General features: G+C 67.7%; 15 protein-coding genes. 10 read left to right on the plus strand and 5 right to left on the minus strand.

Going from position 1 to position 13866, the window contains the following annotated elements:
- Window positions 1-31 precede the first annotated feature (31 nt).
- Complete coding sequence (locus VHP37_13475; GenBank protein HEX2827353.1) at window positions 32-1681, plus strand: bifunctional metallophosphatase/5'-nucleotidase; 1650 nt, start codon at window positions 32-34, stop codon at window positions 1679-1681.
- Here the strand turns inward: VHP37_13475 and VHP37_13480 are convergent.
- Window positions 1653-1775 (minus strand): hypothetical protein, encoded by a 123-nt coding sequence (locus VHP37_13480; protein HEX2827354.1) that lies wholly within the window; start codon window positions 1773-1775, stop codon window positions 1653-1655. The genes VHP37_13475 and VHP37_13480 overlap by 29 nt on opposite strands.
- Before the next feature lie 48 nt (window positions 1776-1823).
- On the opposite strand from VHP37_13480, the gene VHP37_13485 reads away from it, so the two are divergent.
- Window positions 1824-2798 (plus strand): NADPH:quinone oxidoreductase family protein, encoded by a 975-nt coding sequence (locus VHP37_13485; protein ID HEX2827355.1) that lies wholly within the window; start codon window positions 1824-1826, stop codon window positions 2796-2798.
- A gap of 123 nt (window positions 2799-2921) precedes the next feature.
- Here VHP37_13485 and VHP37_13490 read toward each other — a convergent pair whose 3' ends face one another.
- Complete coding sequence (locus tag VHP37_13490) at window positions 2922-3638, minus strand: RraA family protein (protein ID HEX2827356.1); 717 nt, start codon at window positions 3636-3638, stop codon at window positions 2922-2924.
- Window positions 3639-3702: 64 nt separating this feature from the next.
- Between VHP37_13490 and VHP37_13495 the strand changes: the two genes are divergently transcribed.
- Genes VHP37_13495 through VHP37_13510 form a run of 4 tightly spaced genes read left to right on the plus strand, consistent with a single transcriptional unit; the run spans window position 3703 to window position 7112 of the window.
- A complete protein-coding gene (locus VHP37_13495) occupies window positions 3703-4152 on the plus strand; it encodes a cupin domain-containing protein (GenBank protein HEX2827357.1) in 450 nt (149 codons plus the stop codon).
- A complete protein-coding gene (locus VHP37_13500; protein ID HEX2827358.1) occupies window positions 4149-5366 on the plus strand; it encodes an MFS transporter in 1218 nt (405 codons plus the stop codon). The genes VHP37_13495 and VHP37_13500 overlap by 4 nt, the downstream gene beginning before the upstream one ends.
- Complete coding sequence (locus tag VHP37_13505; GenBank protein ID HEX2827359.1) at window positions 5338-6141, plus strand: hypothetical protein; 804 nt, start codon at window positions 5338-5340, stop codon at window positions 6139-6141. Before VHP37_13500 ends, VHP37_13505 begins: the two co-directional genes overlap by 29 nt.
- A 17-nt stretch (window positions 6142-6158) precedes the next feature.
- The gene (locus VHP37_13510) at window positions 6159-7112 is read left to right on the plus strand and encodes a tripartite tricarboxylate transporter substrate binding protein (protein ID HEX2827360.1); all 954 of its coding nucleotides are present in this window, start codon (window positions 6159-6161) and stop codon (window positions 7110-7112) included.
- A 132-nt stretch (window positions 7113-7244) separates the two neighbouring features.
- On the opposite strand, the gene VHP37_13515 is transcribed toward VHP37_13510, so the two are convergent.
- Window positions 7245-7784: a hypothetical protein gene (locus VHP37_13515; protein ID HEX2827361.1), complete on the minus strand. Its 540-nt coding sequence runs from the start codon at window positions 7782-7784 to the stop codon at window positions 7245-7247.
- A complete protein-coding gene (locus tag VHP37_13520) occupies window positions 7781-8755 on the minus strand; it encodes a S1C family serine protease (GenBank protein ID HEX2827362.1) in 975 nt (324 codons plus the stop codon). The genes VHP37_13515 and VHP37_13520 overlap by 4 nt, the downstream gene beginning before the upstream one ends.
- 80 nt (window positions 8756-8835) lie before the next feature.
- On the opposite strand from VHP37_13520, the gene VHP37_13525 reads away from it, so the two are divergent.
- Entirely contained in the window at window positions 8836-9402 is a 567-nt protein-coding gene (locus VHP37_13525) for a hypothetical protein (protein HEX2827363.1), read from the plus strand.
- A gap of 208 nt (window positions 9403-9610) precedes the next feature.
- Entirely contained in the window at window positions 9611-10768 is a 1158-nt protein-coding gene (locus VHP37_13530) for an iron-containing alcohol dehydrogenase (GenBank protein ID HEX2827364.1), read from the plus strand.
- Window positions 10769-10883: 115 nt separating this feature from the next.
- On the opposite strand, the gene VHP37_13535 is transcribed toward VHP37_13530, so the two are convergent.
- Complete coding sequence (locus VHP37_13535; protein ID HEX2827365.1) at window positions 10884-11528, minus strand: hypothetical protein; 645 nt, start codon at window positions 11526-11528, stop codon at window positions 10884-10886.
- 77 nt (window positions 11529-11605) lie between these two features.
- Here VHP37_13535 and VHP37_13540 point away from each other — a divergent pair, with 77 nt between their 5' ends.
- Complete coding sequence (locus VHP37_13540; protein HEX2827366.1) at window positions 11606-12172, plus strand: SRPBCC family protein; 567 nt, start codon at window positions 11606-11608, stop codon at window positions 12170-12172.
- A complete protein-coding gene (locus VHP37_13545) occupies window positions 12169-13839 on the plus strand; it encodes a thiamine pyrophosphate-binding protein (protein HEX2827367.1) in 1671 nt (556 codons plus the stop codon). The genes VHP37_13540 and VHP37_13545 overlap by 4 nt, the downstream gene beginning before the upstream one ends.
- Window positions 13840-13866 lie beyond the last annotated feature (27 nt).

Here is a 13866-nt window from a genome sequence, read left to right on the forward strand (position 1 = left end):
GCCACGAGATCGCTTCGGCTGCCGCCTCGCGATGACGGTCATTGCGAGGAGCGTCAGCGACGAAGCAATCCCGGAGCGTCCGGGGCGCGCTGCGCTTTTCGCGCTTGCGCTGCTGCTGGCCGGATGCACGACGATCCCGACCGCGCGCATCCTCACTCTCAACCTCGCCGCGATCAACGATTTCCACGGCCACCTGCACCGCTCGGCCGAGCCGGTGGCGGGACGGCCGCTCGGCGACGTCGCGAGGCTCGCGACCGTCGTCGCCGACCTCCGCGCAAGGAGCGCGCACTTCGCCTTCGTGTCTGCCGGTGACCTCGTCGGCGCGTCGCCGGTGGTGTCCGCGGCTTTCAACGACGAGCCGACGATCGAGGCGATGAACGCCGCGGGGCTGGACTTCAATGGCGTCGGCAATCACGAGTTCGACGCCGGTCTCGAGCACATCCAGCGTCTCCAGTCCGGCGGCTGCCCGCCCGGCGGCTGCCGCAGCGGAAGCGAGTTCGCCGGCGCGCGCTTTCGGTTCCTCGCCGCCAATGTCGTCGTCAGGACGACCGGCGAGCCGCTGTTTCCGGCCTATGCGATCCGCGAGTACGCGGGCGTGAAGGTCGCTTTCGTCGGCATGACGCTCGAGGGCACGGCGGAGATCTCCGCGCCCGCCAACGTCGAACGGGTTGACTTCCGCGACGAAGCCGACACGGTGAACGCGCTGGTGCCGGTCCTGAAGCAACAAGGCGTCGAGGCGATCGTCGTGCTGATCCACCAGGGCGGCGTCAATCGCGGCGGGCCGAACGAGTGCGCGGGTTTCGAAGGTCCGATCCGTGACCTCGTGGCACGCATGGATCGGGCGGTCGATCTCGTCGTCAGCGGGCACACGCACCAGGCGTATGTCTGCAACCTCGACGGCAGGCTCGTGACGAGCGCGGGCTCTTATGGGCGCTACGTCACGCACATCGAGCTCGACCTCGATCCGAAATCGCGCGACGTCATCGCCGCGCGTGCGGAGAACCGCATCGTATCGCCCGACGTCGCGCCGCATGCGGCGGTCGCCGCAGTGGTCGAGCGCTACACGCAGCTGGCCGCGCCGCTGCGGCGTGTCGTCGGGCTGTTGACCGCGCCCCTCGAGCGCCGCGCGAGTGCCGACGGCGAATCGCCGCTCGGCCAGACGATCGCGGACGCGCATCTCGCGTCGGCGCGCGGCGCGGGGGCGGTCGTCGCGTTCATGAACCCCGGGGGCATACGCGCTCCGCTCGATCGAGGCGAGGTCACGTTCGCGCAGGTGTTCGACCTGTATCCGTTCAACAACGCGGTCGTCGCGATGACGCTCACCGGCGCGCAGATCCTCGCGCTGCTGGAGCAGCAATGGGGCGGCGATTTCCCGCGCATCCTCCAGGTATCGCAAGGCTTTTCCTACGCGTGGAACCCCGGTGCGCCGAACGGCTCGCGCGTGGTGCGCGGGAGCGTGACGCTCAACGGCGAGCCGGTGGTTGCGGAAAAGCCCTATCGCATCGCGGTGAACAGCTATCTCGCGCAGGGCGGCGACCGCTTCTCGATCTTCCGCGACGGCGTGGATCGCGTCGAGGTGGGCGGCGGACGCGACGCCATCGCGAGCTATCTCGAAGCGGCTTCGCCGTACTCCCCGCCTTCGGTGCGCCGGATCAGGCGCGCCGGCCGCGCGGGTCCGTAAACGCGATAAGCTCGGGCTGCGCGGCAAGCGCGGCGGCGAGGTCCTTCCACGCGAGCGACGTCACGAGGTCGAGCAGTTGCGTGCGGGATGTCATCGTCCCTCGGCTACGACGGCGAATACGAACTACTAACCCGGTGCATCCATGAAAGCAATGGTGTGTGAAGCGTTCGGCGGTCCCGAGGTCCTCGCGTTGCGCGAAGCGCCCGACCCCGCGCCGCCCGGCAAGGGCGAGATCCAGGTGCGCATCGCCGCGCGCGGCGTGCAGTACGTCGACGTGCTGATGCTCGCGGGCAAATACCAGTTCAGGCCCGAGCCGCCGTTCATCCCCGGGAGCGAAGCGGCGGGGACCGTCGTCGCCGTGGGCGAGGGCGTCAGCGGCTTGAGCGTGGGAGACCGCGTGATGAGCCGCCACTCGCTGGGCGCATTGGCGGAGATCGGCAACGCCAAGGCCGTGCTCTGTGACCGCATTCCGGACAACATGAGCTTCGAAGAAGCGGGCGTGTTCCGCGGCGCGTACGCCACCGCCTATCACGCCCTTCTCCAGCGCGGCCGTATGGTCGCGGGCGAATGGGTGCTCGTTCACGGCGCGGCGGGCGGCATCGGCATCGCGGCGATCCAGGTCGCCAAAGCCTACGGTGCGAAGGTGATCGCGACCGCGAGCACCGAAGCCAAGCGCAAGGCGTGTATCGAGGAAGGCGCCGATCATGCGATCGACTATCGCGGCGGCTTCGTCGATCGGGTCAAGGAGCTGACCGGCGGCAAAGGCGTGGACATCGTCTACGATCCGATCGGCGACAAGGTCGCCGAGGAATCGCTGCGCTGCCTCGCGTGGGGCGGGCGCCTGCTGATCCTCGGCTTCCTCGGAGGCAGTCCGGCCAACATCAAGAGCAACTACCTGCTCATCAAAGGCATCGACGCGGTGGGCGTGCGCATCGGCGGCCTGAACGAGATCAATCCCGGACTCGCGAAAGAGAACATGCAGAAGCTGCTCGCGCTCGCGGGCGAGGGGAAATTGAAGCCCCGCATCTCGCATCGGTTTCCGCTGCAAGATGCCGCGAAAGCGCTGCAAGCGGTGATCGACCGCGAGGTGATCGGCAAGGCGGTGCTGGTGAGCTGATAAACAAGACGCGGCAAAACCTCCTTCGTCATTCCGGACGCGCGGCAGCGCGATCCGGAATCCATTTTGATTTTGACGCTTTGAAAATGGGTTTCCGCCTGCGCGGGAACGGCGGCCGGGTGATCATTTCTTCATGTACTGATGCCCCGCCATGATCGCCTTCACCTCCTTGACGCCTCTGGCACGCAGCAGCTGGCCGACGCGCTCGTCTTCCTCGGCCAGCAGCGCCTTCGCGGTGCGCACCACTTCCTCGAGGCGGTCGGCAGGGAATTTCACCGCGCCGTTCTCGTCCATGTGCACGATCTCGCCGGGTGCGACGTCCATGCCGGCGATGCTCACCGGAACCTGCACCGCGTGCACCGCCTGCGGGCCGTGTCCGGCGCAGATGCCGCGCGTCAGGTACTGGAAATTCATCGGGCGGATCTCGTGGATGTCGCGCGACGGGCCGTTCGACACCGCGCCGATCGCGCCGCAGGCGCGCATCGAAGACGTCATGTTGCCGCCCGAGAGGCCGACCTTGTTGGCGAGCTCCGGCGGAAATTTCTGCTGGAAACAGAAGATCGACGGCTTGCCGAGCTTGTCCATCGCTTCGAGCACGTCCATCAGCGTGAGCTTCCTGAACGTCGGATCGGGAAGGCCGTAGGTGCACGTCACCGCGTAACCGGCGATCGGTCCCATCTCGGGGTACCAGCAGCCGAGCGAGTTGTCGGTGTACCAGTGCTCGCTCCACGGGTTGTAGATCTCCAGGCACAGCGGCCGTCCCGGATACGTCGCGACCACGTTGGTGATCGTCGGCGTGTCGATCGTCTTCAGCGCCTCCAGCAGCTCCAGGTCTGTCATCGCCTCCCCCTTGTGATTTGCTATACCCTCGGGAGTGTAGCGGAGTCGTCAGGAGGACCACTTCATGGACACAGCGGACGGCACGGGAAGCGGGATGCGGCTGCAGAAATCGTTCGTCAGCACGACGCCGTACTCGCAAGGGCGGCGGCCTTTCTTCAAGTATCGCGACCTCGGCCTCGAGGCGGCGACCGGCGGGCGCATGCGCGCGTATCACAACACCGCGATCGCCGGCATGACCCAGCCGACGGGCTGGCACTACCACATCTGCGAGATGCAGTTCGTCTACGTGCTGAAAGGATCGCTCACCATCGAGTTCGAGGACGGCACCGTAGGCACGTTCGCGGCCGGCGATTCGTTCTTCATCCCCGGCGGCGTGCGCCACAACGAGATCTACGCATCCGAGGACAAGGAAGCGCTCGAAGTCTCGGTCCCCGGAAAAATAGAAACCGTCGACGTCGAGCGCCCGGCGCACCTGCCCGAGAAGCTCAGGGAAGTGAGCAACCAGCAGCCGTGAGGAGCGTCACGGTCGCCCTCGGGGCGATGTTCCTGCAGCAGACGTTCGTCGCGCTCGGTCGCGCGCTGCCTGCGGTGATCGCGCCGGCGATCATCTCGGATCTTTCGCTCGACGCCGCGTGGATCGGCATCTACTTCGGCATCACCGCGGCCGCGTCGCTCGTCGCGCAGCTCGGCTGCGGCAGCTTCATCGTGCGCCACGGCGCGCTGCGCATGAGCCAGATCTCGCTCGTCATGATGGCGGTCGGCACCGCGCTCGCGGCGCTCGGCACGCCGGTCATGCTCGTGCTGTCGGCGATCATCGTCGGCGCCGGCGGGGCGATCTCGACGCCGGCGAGCTCGCACCTCCTGAGCCGTGTCGCGTCGGCGCAATACCTGCCGCTGGTGTTCTCGATCAAGCAGACTGCCGTTCCGGCCGGCCTGCTGCTCGCGGGCCTGATCGGCCCCCGGCTCACCGAGGCGACCGACTGGCGCACCACGATGCTCGCCAGCGCCGCGTCGTGCGCGCTCTTCACGCTCATGCTCCAGCCCCTGCGCCGGTCGTTCGACGACGACCGCGTGCCGAGCCGCTATTTCAAGCTCTCGGACTTCAAGGCGACGCTGAAATCGGTGCTCGATACGCCCAGCTTGCGCGCGCTTTCGTTCGCGTGCCTCGCGTTCAACGGCATACAGACGGTCGTCACCGCGTATTTCGTCGTCTATCTCACGACGATCGGCTACACGCCGGTCGCCGCAGGTTTCGTTTTTTCGATCGCGGTTACCGTAGCGGTGCCGGGACGGATCCTGTGGGGCTGGCTCGGCAGCACCTACGTCACGCCGCGCGCGATGATGGCGGGCCTGGCGCTGGGCATGGCGGGCAGCATCGCGGCGCTCGCGCTGTGCACGCCGGCATGGCCCGCGATCGCCGTGGCCGCGGTCGCGTGCGTGCTCAGCGCGACCGCGCTGTCGTGGCACGGCATCCTGCTCGCGGAGACTGCGCGAGCCGCGCCCGAAGGCGCGCGCGGCGGCGTGACCGGCGGCGTGCTGTCGTTCGGGCAGGTCGGCGCGCTCGCGCTGCCGCTGGTGTATTCGGGATTGCTCGATTACACCGGGAGCTACGGCATCGGCTTCGTCGTGTGCGGGATCCCCGCGCTGATGGTCGGCTTCCAGCTTTTGCGCCAGGGCGCACATCGCGGAGAGACATTGCGTGAACCCACCGAAGAGCGCACGCGCTGAATATCGCGTGCAGGCGTGCAACCTCTCGCACGCCAGCGAGAACAGGATCCACGACGACGACGTCGCGCGCCGCTTCGGCTTCCAGGGCGCGCTCGTGCCGGGCGTCGAGGTTTACGCGTACATGGCGCACCTGCCGGTCGCGCGCTGGGGCGTCGACTGGCTCGAGCGCGGCACTGCCGAGTGCCGCTTCCTGAAACCGGTGTACGACGGCAAGCTCGTGATCGCGAGCGCCGAGGAAGAGGCGGGCGCGCTCGCGATCGTCGTCGACAGCGAAGGCGAGCGCTGTGCGGCAGGCGCCGCGTCTTTACCGCAGGCGCGCGGCTCGGCGCCCGAGGTTCCCGAACCTGCGCCCACACCGCGCGCCGACGCGAGGCCCGAACCCGACGAAGCGACGCTCGCGGTCGGTCGCCGCCTCTCGTCGCATCCGCTGCATCTGCCACGCGAGAAGCACGAGCAATACCTCGCCGACATCCGCGAGACCGAGACGCTGTACTCGCGCGAGCAGATCGTGCATCCGTCGTGGGTGCTGCGTCTCTCGAATTCCGCGCTCAAGGACAATGTCAGGCTCGCGGCGTGGATACATACCGGGAGCGCGATACGCCACTGCGCGATCGCGCACGCGGGATCGACGCTCGCGGCGCATGCGCTGGTGCAGAAGAACTACGAGCGCAAAGGCCACCGCTTCGTCGATCTGGACGTCGTCATCGTCGCGGACGGCAAGCGCGTCGTGGCGCAGGTGCAACACACTGCGATCTACCGGCTGCGGCCGGCATAACAAAACGAGGAGAAGTCATGAAGCGTTTCATCTGGGTGTTGCTGTTGTTCGCGTGCGGCGCGGCCGCGCAGGACTATCCGTCGAAACCGGTGCGTCTGGTCGTGCCGTATCCCGCGGGCTCGAGCAGCAACGACATCATCGCCCGCGCGCTCGCCGAGCAGCTGAGCGCCGGCCTGAAGCAGCGCGTGCTGGTGGAGAACCGTTCCGGCGCGGGCGGCAACGTCGGTTCGGAGTACGTCGCCAAAGCGGCGCCCGACGGCTACACGCTGCTGGTCGCGACCAACGGGCCGCAGGCGATCGCGCCTTCGGTGTTCAAGCTCCATTACGACAACCAGAAGGACCTTGCGCCCGTCGCGATGGTCGCGAACGTGCCGTACATGCTGATGATCCATCCGTCGCTGCCGGCGAAGAACGTGAAGGAGCTCATCGCGCTGGCGAAGGCCAGGCCCGGGCAATTGCTGTTCGCGTCTTCCGGCAATGCGGGCACGCCGCACCTGTGCTGGGAGCTCTTCAAGTCGATGGCGAAGATCGACATCCGGCACGTGCCGTACAAAGGCGGCGCGCCGGCGATGATGGACACGGTCGGCGGACAGACCCAGATGTACTGCTCGGGACTCGTCGCCGGCGGTCCGCAGATCAAGGCGGGCAAGCTGCGCGCGCTCGGGATGGGCACACTCGAGCGCTCGGCGGTCATGCCCGACGTACCGACGATTGCGGAGCAGGGTCTCGCCGGCTTCAACGTCGCCTCATGGTTCGGCATCATGACGCCCGCCGGCACGCCGGCGGCGATCGTGCAGCGGCTTTACGGCGAGATCGCGAAGATCGTCGAGAGCGCGGAGATGAAAAAATTCCTGCTCACGCAGGGCGCGGAGCCGATGCTCATGGACCCGCCGAAGTTCTCCGAATTCCTGCGCGCCGAGACCGAGAAGTGGGCGAAGGTCGTCAAGGCCGCGAACCTGAAGCTGGATTAGCTGGTCATCGCGAGGCTCGCGCAGCGAGCCGAGGCGATCTCGTGGCGCACGTTATCGGAAGCATCGGGATTGCTTCGTCCCCCGGATGCCGTTCCGGGGCTTCGGCTGTCGCTCCTCGCAATGACGACGTAGCTAGTTCACCGTTCGCGGCTGCGCTGGCTGCGCCGGCGCGGTCGCCTGCCCTTCGTGCAGCGCGAGAGTGACGTCCCAGTCGGTCTTGGCGACCTGCTCGCGCAGGAGGCGCATGAAGAGGTGGAGCAGCCGCGTGTCGCAGGTGATGTCGATGCCCTGACCCTGCATCGGCCGCAGGCTCAGGATCTGCGCGCCGCCGGGCTGCTTCTTGCCTTCGGCGCGGCCGAGCAGCACCGGCGCGTCTCCCAGCGGCATGGTGCGCGGCGCGTCCCGGGCTTGCTCGCGGAACTCGGTCTTGTAATCGGCCTCGCGCGCGTAGCCTTCGTGCCGGATGTCGAGCACCTCGTGGCGCGCGGCCGGATCGACCTGCTGCTTCACCGCCTGGTCCCATTCGAGCATGCGCACGAGCATGGTCCACAGGCGCTTCACGAAGCGCCGCGTGAGCCAGAAACGGTATTCGCAGTTTCCGGTCGTCGAGAACCGCAGCAGCAGGCGATCTTCGTTCTCGTCGTAGCGGATCTGTATCTGCGCGATGCTCAATGCAGCTTGGGCTTGCGGAGGAAGTCGTGGCGGTCGCCCGACTTGATCGTGATGTGCAGCACGTCGCCGCCGCGCGCCAGCGTGAGCGGCACTTCGATCCCCGGCGCGCCGAGCCGCCATACGCTCCTGAACATCTCGGCGAGCTCGGTCACGCGCGTGCCGCCGACCTTCAGCACGATGTCGCCGGCCTGCACGCCGGCTGTGTGTCCCGGACCGCCCGGCGTGAGCCGGCTCACGATCAGCTTGCCGTCGCTGTCCTGCGTCGACATGCCGAGCCACGGATGCGCCGGCTGCGGGCTGCGGCCGGTCGTCGTCAGGCCTTCGAGTATCGGGTGCAGGAGATCGACGGGCACGAACATGTTGGCGTGGGCCGCTTCGCCTTTCACGTCCTGCTGCACCAGCAGCGAGCCGACGCCGATGAGGTCGCCCTGCGTATCGAGCAGCGCCGCCCCGCCCCATTGCGGGTGCGCGGGTGTGGTGAAGATCGCCTCGTCGAGCACGTATTCCCACGAGCCCGCGAACTCGCGCTTGTCGACGATCTGGGTCTTGAGCGCGTGCTCGATGCCGCCGTGGCCGAGCACGAACGCGGTATCGCCGACCTTCACGTCGGACGCGAGCCCGCGCTTCAAAGGCGTGGCGGACATCTTGCCCAGCGCCTGGACGAGGCCGAAGCCGGTCGTGTGATCGTAGCCGAGGCGATAGCCTTCGACGAGCTGGCCGCGATTGGTCGTGAGCCAGATCTGCGAAGCTTCGTTGATGAGATAACCGATCGTCAGCACGAGGCCGTCCTCGCGGATCACCGCGCCGTAGCCGCCGCGCTCGGTGCCGAGCGTCGACGCGGTGTACCCGTCCGCGGGAACTTCGGCGCGCACGAGCACCATCGCGTCCAGCGCGGCCGCGAGATCGAACTGCGTTTCGTCGGCCTTGGGCTGGACCGAGTCGTGGAAAGCCCACTGCTGGGGTTCGGACATGCGGCGATTTTGACACGAACTCGGGGAGGGTATGCGTATTGCACCTGTTGCAGAAATCGAAAGAAATCGAGGGAATACGCATGTCCACCATCATCGCAGGACGTTTCGATACGCAGGAACACGCGGACGCAGGCATGGCCGCGCTCGAGCGCGCGGGTTTCACGAGGAGGGATTTGCAGTCCTTCTATATTTCGCCTCCCGGAATGCACGGCAACCTTCCGATCGTCGATAACGAGCAGCCCGAAGTCGGGACGCGGCACGCGGGCGCGAAAGCCGCGGCGGGCGCGGTCGTCGGCGGCGCGGTCGGGCTCGCGGCGGGGATCGCCGCGGCGCCGCTCGCAGCGCCGGCAGCGGCCGTCGCCGGCGCGATCGCGGGCACGGGTGTGGGCGCTTACGGCGGCTCGCTCATCGGCAGCATGCAGGGTGCGGGCGGCGGCGAGATCGAACGCAAGGCCGAGCGCGGCGAGCCCGTCGAGCGGCGCTCGGGCATCCTGGTCGCGGTGTGCGCGGATACTTCGGGCGCCGATCGGGCGATCGAGGCGTTGCGCGCCGCGGGTGCGCAGGACATCGAGCACGCGACCGGCGTGTGGAACGAAGGCGAGTGGCTCGACTTCGATCCGCTGAGCCGGCCCCAGCTCGTGGATTAAGAACCGATATGCGCGGCCACGCGCCGCGCATGTGTCCGAGGGCGGCGCGATCCGCCTGAAAAATTCTTCGAGATCGCGTCTCGCGTCCGGATCGGCATTCTCCTGCACGAACATCGGTCCACGTCTTCCGTAAAATCGTAGAGACCGGGGCCTGGTGCGCGGACGGTGAGTATCGTTTGCACGGCCCGTTCTGACAGAGGGGGAGGACATGCAGACAGGCGTCGTTCAATGGACCGCGCAGGAGCGCGTCGTACACGGCAAGCCCGCCGCGAAAGCGGTTCCCGAAGAGATGGAGCGCATCGGCGCGAAACGCGTGCTGCTGCTCACCACGCGCTCGCTCGCCGACAGCAGGCTCGTCAACGCAGTGAGCTCCGCGCTGGGCGATCGCTGCGTCGGGCGCTTTTCCGACATACACGCGCATTCGCCGCGTGAAGCGGTGATTGCGGGCGCCAGGCTCGCGCGCGAGACGGACGCCGATCACCTGCTCGCGGTCGGCGGCGGCTCGGTGACCGATGCGACCAAGACGATGCTCGTCGCGCTCTGGCGCGGTGCGACCGACGTCGACGCGCTGTCGGCGCTGGCTTTGAGGCGCGGCTCGCCGGGCTTGACGGTGCAGGACACCGACCGCATCCGCATGACCGCGGTGCCGACGACGCTGTCGGCGGCCGAGTTCACCGCGAGCGCCGGCGTCACCGACATGCAGCAGAGGGTGAAGCTCTCGTTCAGCCATCCGAAGATGGCGCCGTTGTGCGCGATCATCGATCCCGCCGCGACCCTCGAGACGCCGATGGAGCTGATGCTCTCGACCGGCATGCGCGCGATGGACCACGCGGTCGAGCACTGGTGCTCGGTCAAGGCGCATCCGCTGACCGACGGCCTTTCGGTGCAGGCGATGGAGATGCTCGCGTCCGGCTTGCCCGCCGTGAAAGCGCGTCCCGACGATCTCGACGCGCGTCTCGCGTGCCAGATGGCTTCGTGGCTCACGCAGGTCGGCGGCACTCACCTCGTGCCGAACGGCGCGAGCCACGGCATCGGCTACATCCTGGGCGGATACCTCGGCATCCCGCACGGCATCACGTCGTGCATCTCGCTGTGGGCGACGCTGCAATGGAACGAGCCGGTGAACGCGGAGCGCCAGCGGGTCGTCGCCGAAAAGCTGGGAAGGCCGGGCGCCCGTCCGAGCACAGCGCTGCGTGAGTTCGTGAAGTCGCTGGGTTTGCCGACGACGCTTCAGGAGATCGGCATCTCCGCCGACCGCATCCCCGAGCTCGCTCGGCAATACAAAGGCACCGGGCCGATCTCGACCAATCCGCGTCCGGTTAAGAGTGCCGACGATCTCGCGGAGATTCTGCGGATCGCGGCCTAGATGTCATTGCCAGGAGCGATAGCGACGAAGCAATCCCGGAGCGTCCGATGACGTGCGCCACGAGATCGCGTCGTCGCCCGATGGGCTCCTCGCGATGACGATCACTGTGCCGCCGTTACTTCGGTGCGGTGCCCGTAGTCCCGCCGCCGCTCGGGCTGGTCGTCGAACCGGTGCCGCTGGTGCTCGACGGTTTGCTGGTCGATGTCGTCGGCTTGCTCGCGCTGCTGTTGCTCGCGGTGCCGCTGCTCGACGGAGTCCCGCTGCCCGGTTTCACGGTCGTATTGCTGCTCGACGCGGTGCCTGCCGCCGGTTGCGACGATTGAGTCGCGCTGCCGCTCGGCGCGACATTCTGGTTTCCGCTCGAGCTCTGGTTGGTCGTGCCCGTCGCGTTGTTGGTCGTGTTGGTGTTCGAAGGCGAAGTGCCGCTCGCGGTGCCGCTGCCGCCGCTGCTGCTCGGCGCACCTTGTGCGCTGCTGCCGCTCGAGCTCGGCGCCGCAGAGCCGGACTTCACGCTGGTGTCGGTGCTGCCCGCGGTGCCGGCCGTCGGCGCCGCCGACTGACTGGCGTTGGCGCCCGCGCCGGCGTTCTGGTTGGCGTTGGTGTTCTGGTTGGTGTTGGCGTTGGTGTTCGCGTTCGTGTTGGTGTTGGTCGGCGTGAAGGTGTTATTGATCGTGTACGGCTGCGTGGTCGGCATGGGGCCGCACCCTGCAAGGGCGCCCGCGACCGCCGCTGCAAGCACGGTGCAGTATTTCCGGATCATGGCGGTTCTCCTCGGGAACTATTGCCGGGGTCCGTTGCAGCTAACATGCCCGGTGAATAGACGATGGAGCGAGGTCGATGGAACTGAAGGAAAAATTTGCGATTGCTGCGCCGCCGGACGAAGTTTGGCCGCTGATGTCCGATCCAGCCGTGGTCGCCGCATGCATCCCCGGCGCGGAGCTGACCGAGCTCACGCCGGAGGGCGCCTATCGCGGCAAGGTGACGTTCAAGTTCGGGCCGACGGTCGCGGTGTTCCGCGGCGAGACCAGGCTGAACTACGATCATCCCGCGAAGCGTTGCGTCATCGAAGCGCGCGGCATCGACCAGAAAGGCGCTTCGCGCGCGCGTGCGAACTTCGATCTGCGTGCGAGCGGGAGCGACACCACCGAGGTGACGATGGAAGGCGGCTTCGAAGTCGCGGGCCCGCTCGAGACGTTCGCGTCGGCAGGCGGCATACACGTCGCGCGCGCGCTGATGAAGGACTTCGCGGCGAACATCGCCAACGTCATCGAGCAGCGGCGCGAGAAGGGCGCCGACGCGGTCATCGAGCAGGCGCCGGCGGCATCGGGCACGAAAATCATCGGGCGCGCGATCGTGGACGGCGCGCGTGGACTCATCAGAAAGAAAGGCGAGGCGGAGGAATGAGCGATCCCAAAGGCTATGAGGTTCTGTCGCAGGCGTTCGTCGCCGAAGGCGTCGATACGATGTACGCGCTGCTCGGAGACGCGAACATGTACTGGGGCGCGATCATGGCGCAGCAGTACGGCGTCAAGGTCGTGCACGCGCGCCACGAGCACTGCGCGGTCGCGATGGCCGACGGCTACGCGAGACATACCGGCAAGGTGGGTGTGGCGAGCGTCACCTGCGGCCCCGGCTTCACGCAGATCATGACCGCTCTCGCCACCGCCTCGCGCGGCAGCATCCCGCTCGTGGTGTTCGCCGGCGATTCGCCGACGACCTCGGCGTGGTACGTGCAGCAGCTCGAGCTCGGGCCGCTCGCCACCGCGACCGGCGCGCGCTATCTCGCGGTGAAGAGCGTCGACCGCATGCTCGACACCGTGCGCGAAGCGTTCTATATCGCGCGGCAGGAGTGCCAGCCGGTGGTGCTCGGCGTGCCGATGGATCTTCAGAAGCAGCCGTTCCCGTGGGGCGCGGAGTACTCGCCGTCGACCGAGCTCATGCCGACGCCGCAGCGTCCCGCGCCCGATCCGGCGATGGTCGACAAGGTCGCGGCGATGATCGCCGAAGCCAAGCGTCCGATCATCCTCGCGGGCCGCGGCTGTGTGCGTTCGGGCGCGGGTCCGGCGCTCGAAGCGCTCGCCGACCGCTGCGGAGCGCTGCTGTCGACGTCGCTCTTCGCGAAAGGATTCTTCGACCACAACAAATACGGCATCGGCATCGCCGGCGCGTACGCAAGCCCGCTCGCGCGCGAGCAGTTTGCCGAAAGTGATCTCGTCCTGGGTTTCGGCGCCGGGATGGGGCATTACACGACCGAGGCGGGCTATCTCTTCCCGAACGCGAAGAGCGTGCACGTCGACCTCAATCCGCGCGGTCTGTATCAGGGCCTGCGCGTCGCGGACGTGCACATCAAGGCCGATGCCCAAGCCACCGCGGAAGCGCTGCTCGCCAGGCTCGAGCAGCGGGGGCACTCGTCCTCGGGCGCGCGGACGCCGATGCTCGCGAATCAGATCGCGGCGACCAAGGCGCGGCCCGACCCGAAGGAGTTTCTGGTCGCCCCCGGTCTCATCGATCCGCGCCCGGCGATGATCGAGCTCGACGCGGCGATACCCAAGGACTGGACCGTGGTGAGCGGCGGCGCGCACTTCGCCGGCATCGCGGTCACGCACATGCACGGCCGGCGCGCGGAGAACGTGCACGTCACCAACGAGTTCGGCGCGATCGGCTCGGCGTTCGCGATCGCGATCGGCATGGCCGCCGCGCGCGGCGACGGCAAGGTGCTGCTGATCGAGGGTGACGGCAGCCTCATGATGCACATCCAGGAGCTCGAGACGCTCAGGCGCCACGGCATACGGATGCTGATCTGCGCGGTGAACGACGGCGGCTACGGCGCCGAAGTCCACAAGTTCAGGGCGCAGGGCTACGACGCCGCCGAGTCGCAGCACGGCCGCGGCGACATCGCGGCGATCGCGCGGGGCTTCGGATTGCGCGGGGAGAAGGTGAATTCGCTGGGGCGGTTCGAGGATCTGTTCGCCGCGCACTGCAAAGGCGATACCGCGGAGCTGTGGGATCTGCACGTCGACGATACGATCCCGTCGATGGCGTATCGCCGGATCCACTACGGCGAAGTTTGAGGCCGAGGCGGTGCGTTACGACGCGTC

This window comes from Burkholderiales bacterium, from assembly GCA_036262035.1.
In the GTDB taxonomy this organism is placed as follows: domain Bacteria; phylum Pseudomonadota; class Gammaproteobacteria; order Burkholderiales; family SG8-41; genus JAQGMV01.

Coding starts and splice junctions, on each gene's coding strand:
- VHP37_13475 (HEX2827353.1), top strand. CDS start 32: ATGACGGTCATTGCGAGGAGCGTCAGCGACGAAGCAATCCCGGAGCGT.
- VHP37_13480 (HEX2827354.1), bottom strand. CDS start 1,775: ATGACATCCCGCACGCAACTGCTCGACCTCGTGACGTCGCTCGCGTGG.
- VHP37_13485 (HEX2827355.1), top strand. CDS start 1,824: ATGAAAGCAATGGTGTGTGAAGCGTTCGGCGGTCCCGAGGTCCTCGCG.
- VHP37_13490 (HEX2827356.1), bottom strand. CDS start 3,638: ATGACAGACCTGGAGCTGCTGGAGGCGCTGAAGACGATCGACACGCCG.
- VHP37_13495 (HEX2827357.1), top strand. CDS start 3,703: ATGGACACAGCGGACGGCACGGGAAGCGGGATGCGGCTGCAGAAATCG.
- VHP37_13510 (HEX2827360.1), top strand. CDS start 6,159: ATGAAGCGTTTCATCTGGGTGTTGCTGTTGTTCGCGTGCGGCGCGGCC.
- VHP37_13520 (HEX2827362.1), bottom strand. CDS start 8,755: ATGTCCGAACCCCAGCAGTGGGCTTTCCACGACTCGGTCCAGCCCAAG.
- VHP37_13525 (HEX2827363.1), top strand. CDS start 8,836: ATGTCCACCATCATCGCAGGACGTTTCGATACGCAGGAACACGCGGAC.
- VHP37_13530 (HEX2827364.1), top strand. CDS start 9,611: ATGCAGACAGGCGTCGTTCAATGGACCGCGCAGGAGCGCGTCGTACAC.
- VHP37_13535 (HEX2827365.1), bottom strand. CDS start 11,528: ATGATCCGGAAATACTGCACCGTGCTTGCAGCGGCGGTCGCGGGCGCC.
- VHP37_13540 (HEX2827366.1), top strand. CDS start 11,606: ATGGAACTGAAGGAAAAATTTGCGATTGCTGCGCCGCCGGACGAAGTT.
- VHP37_13545 (HEX2827367.1), top strand. CDS start 12,169: ATGAGCGATCCCAAAGGCTATGAGGTTCTGTCGCAGGCGTTCGTCGCC.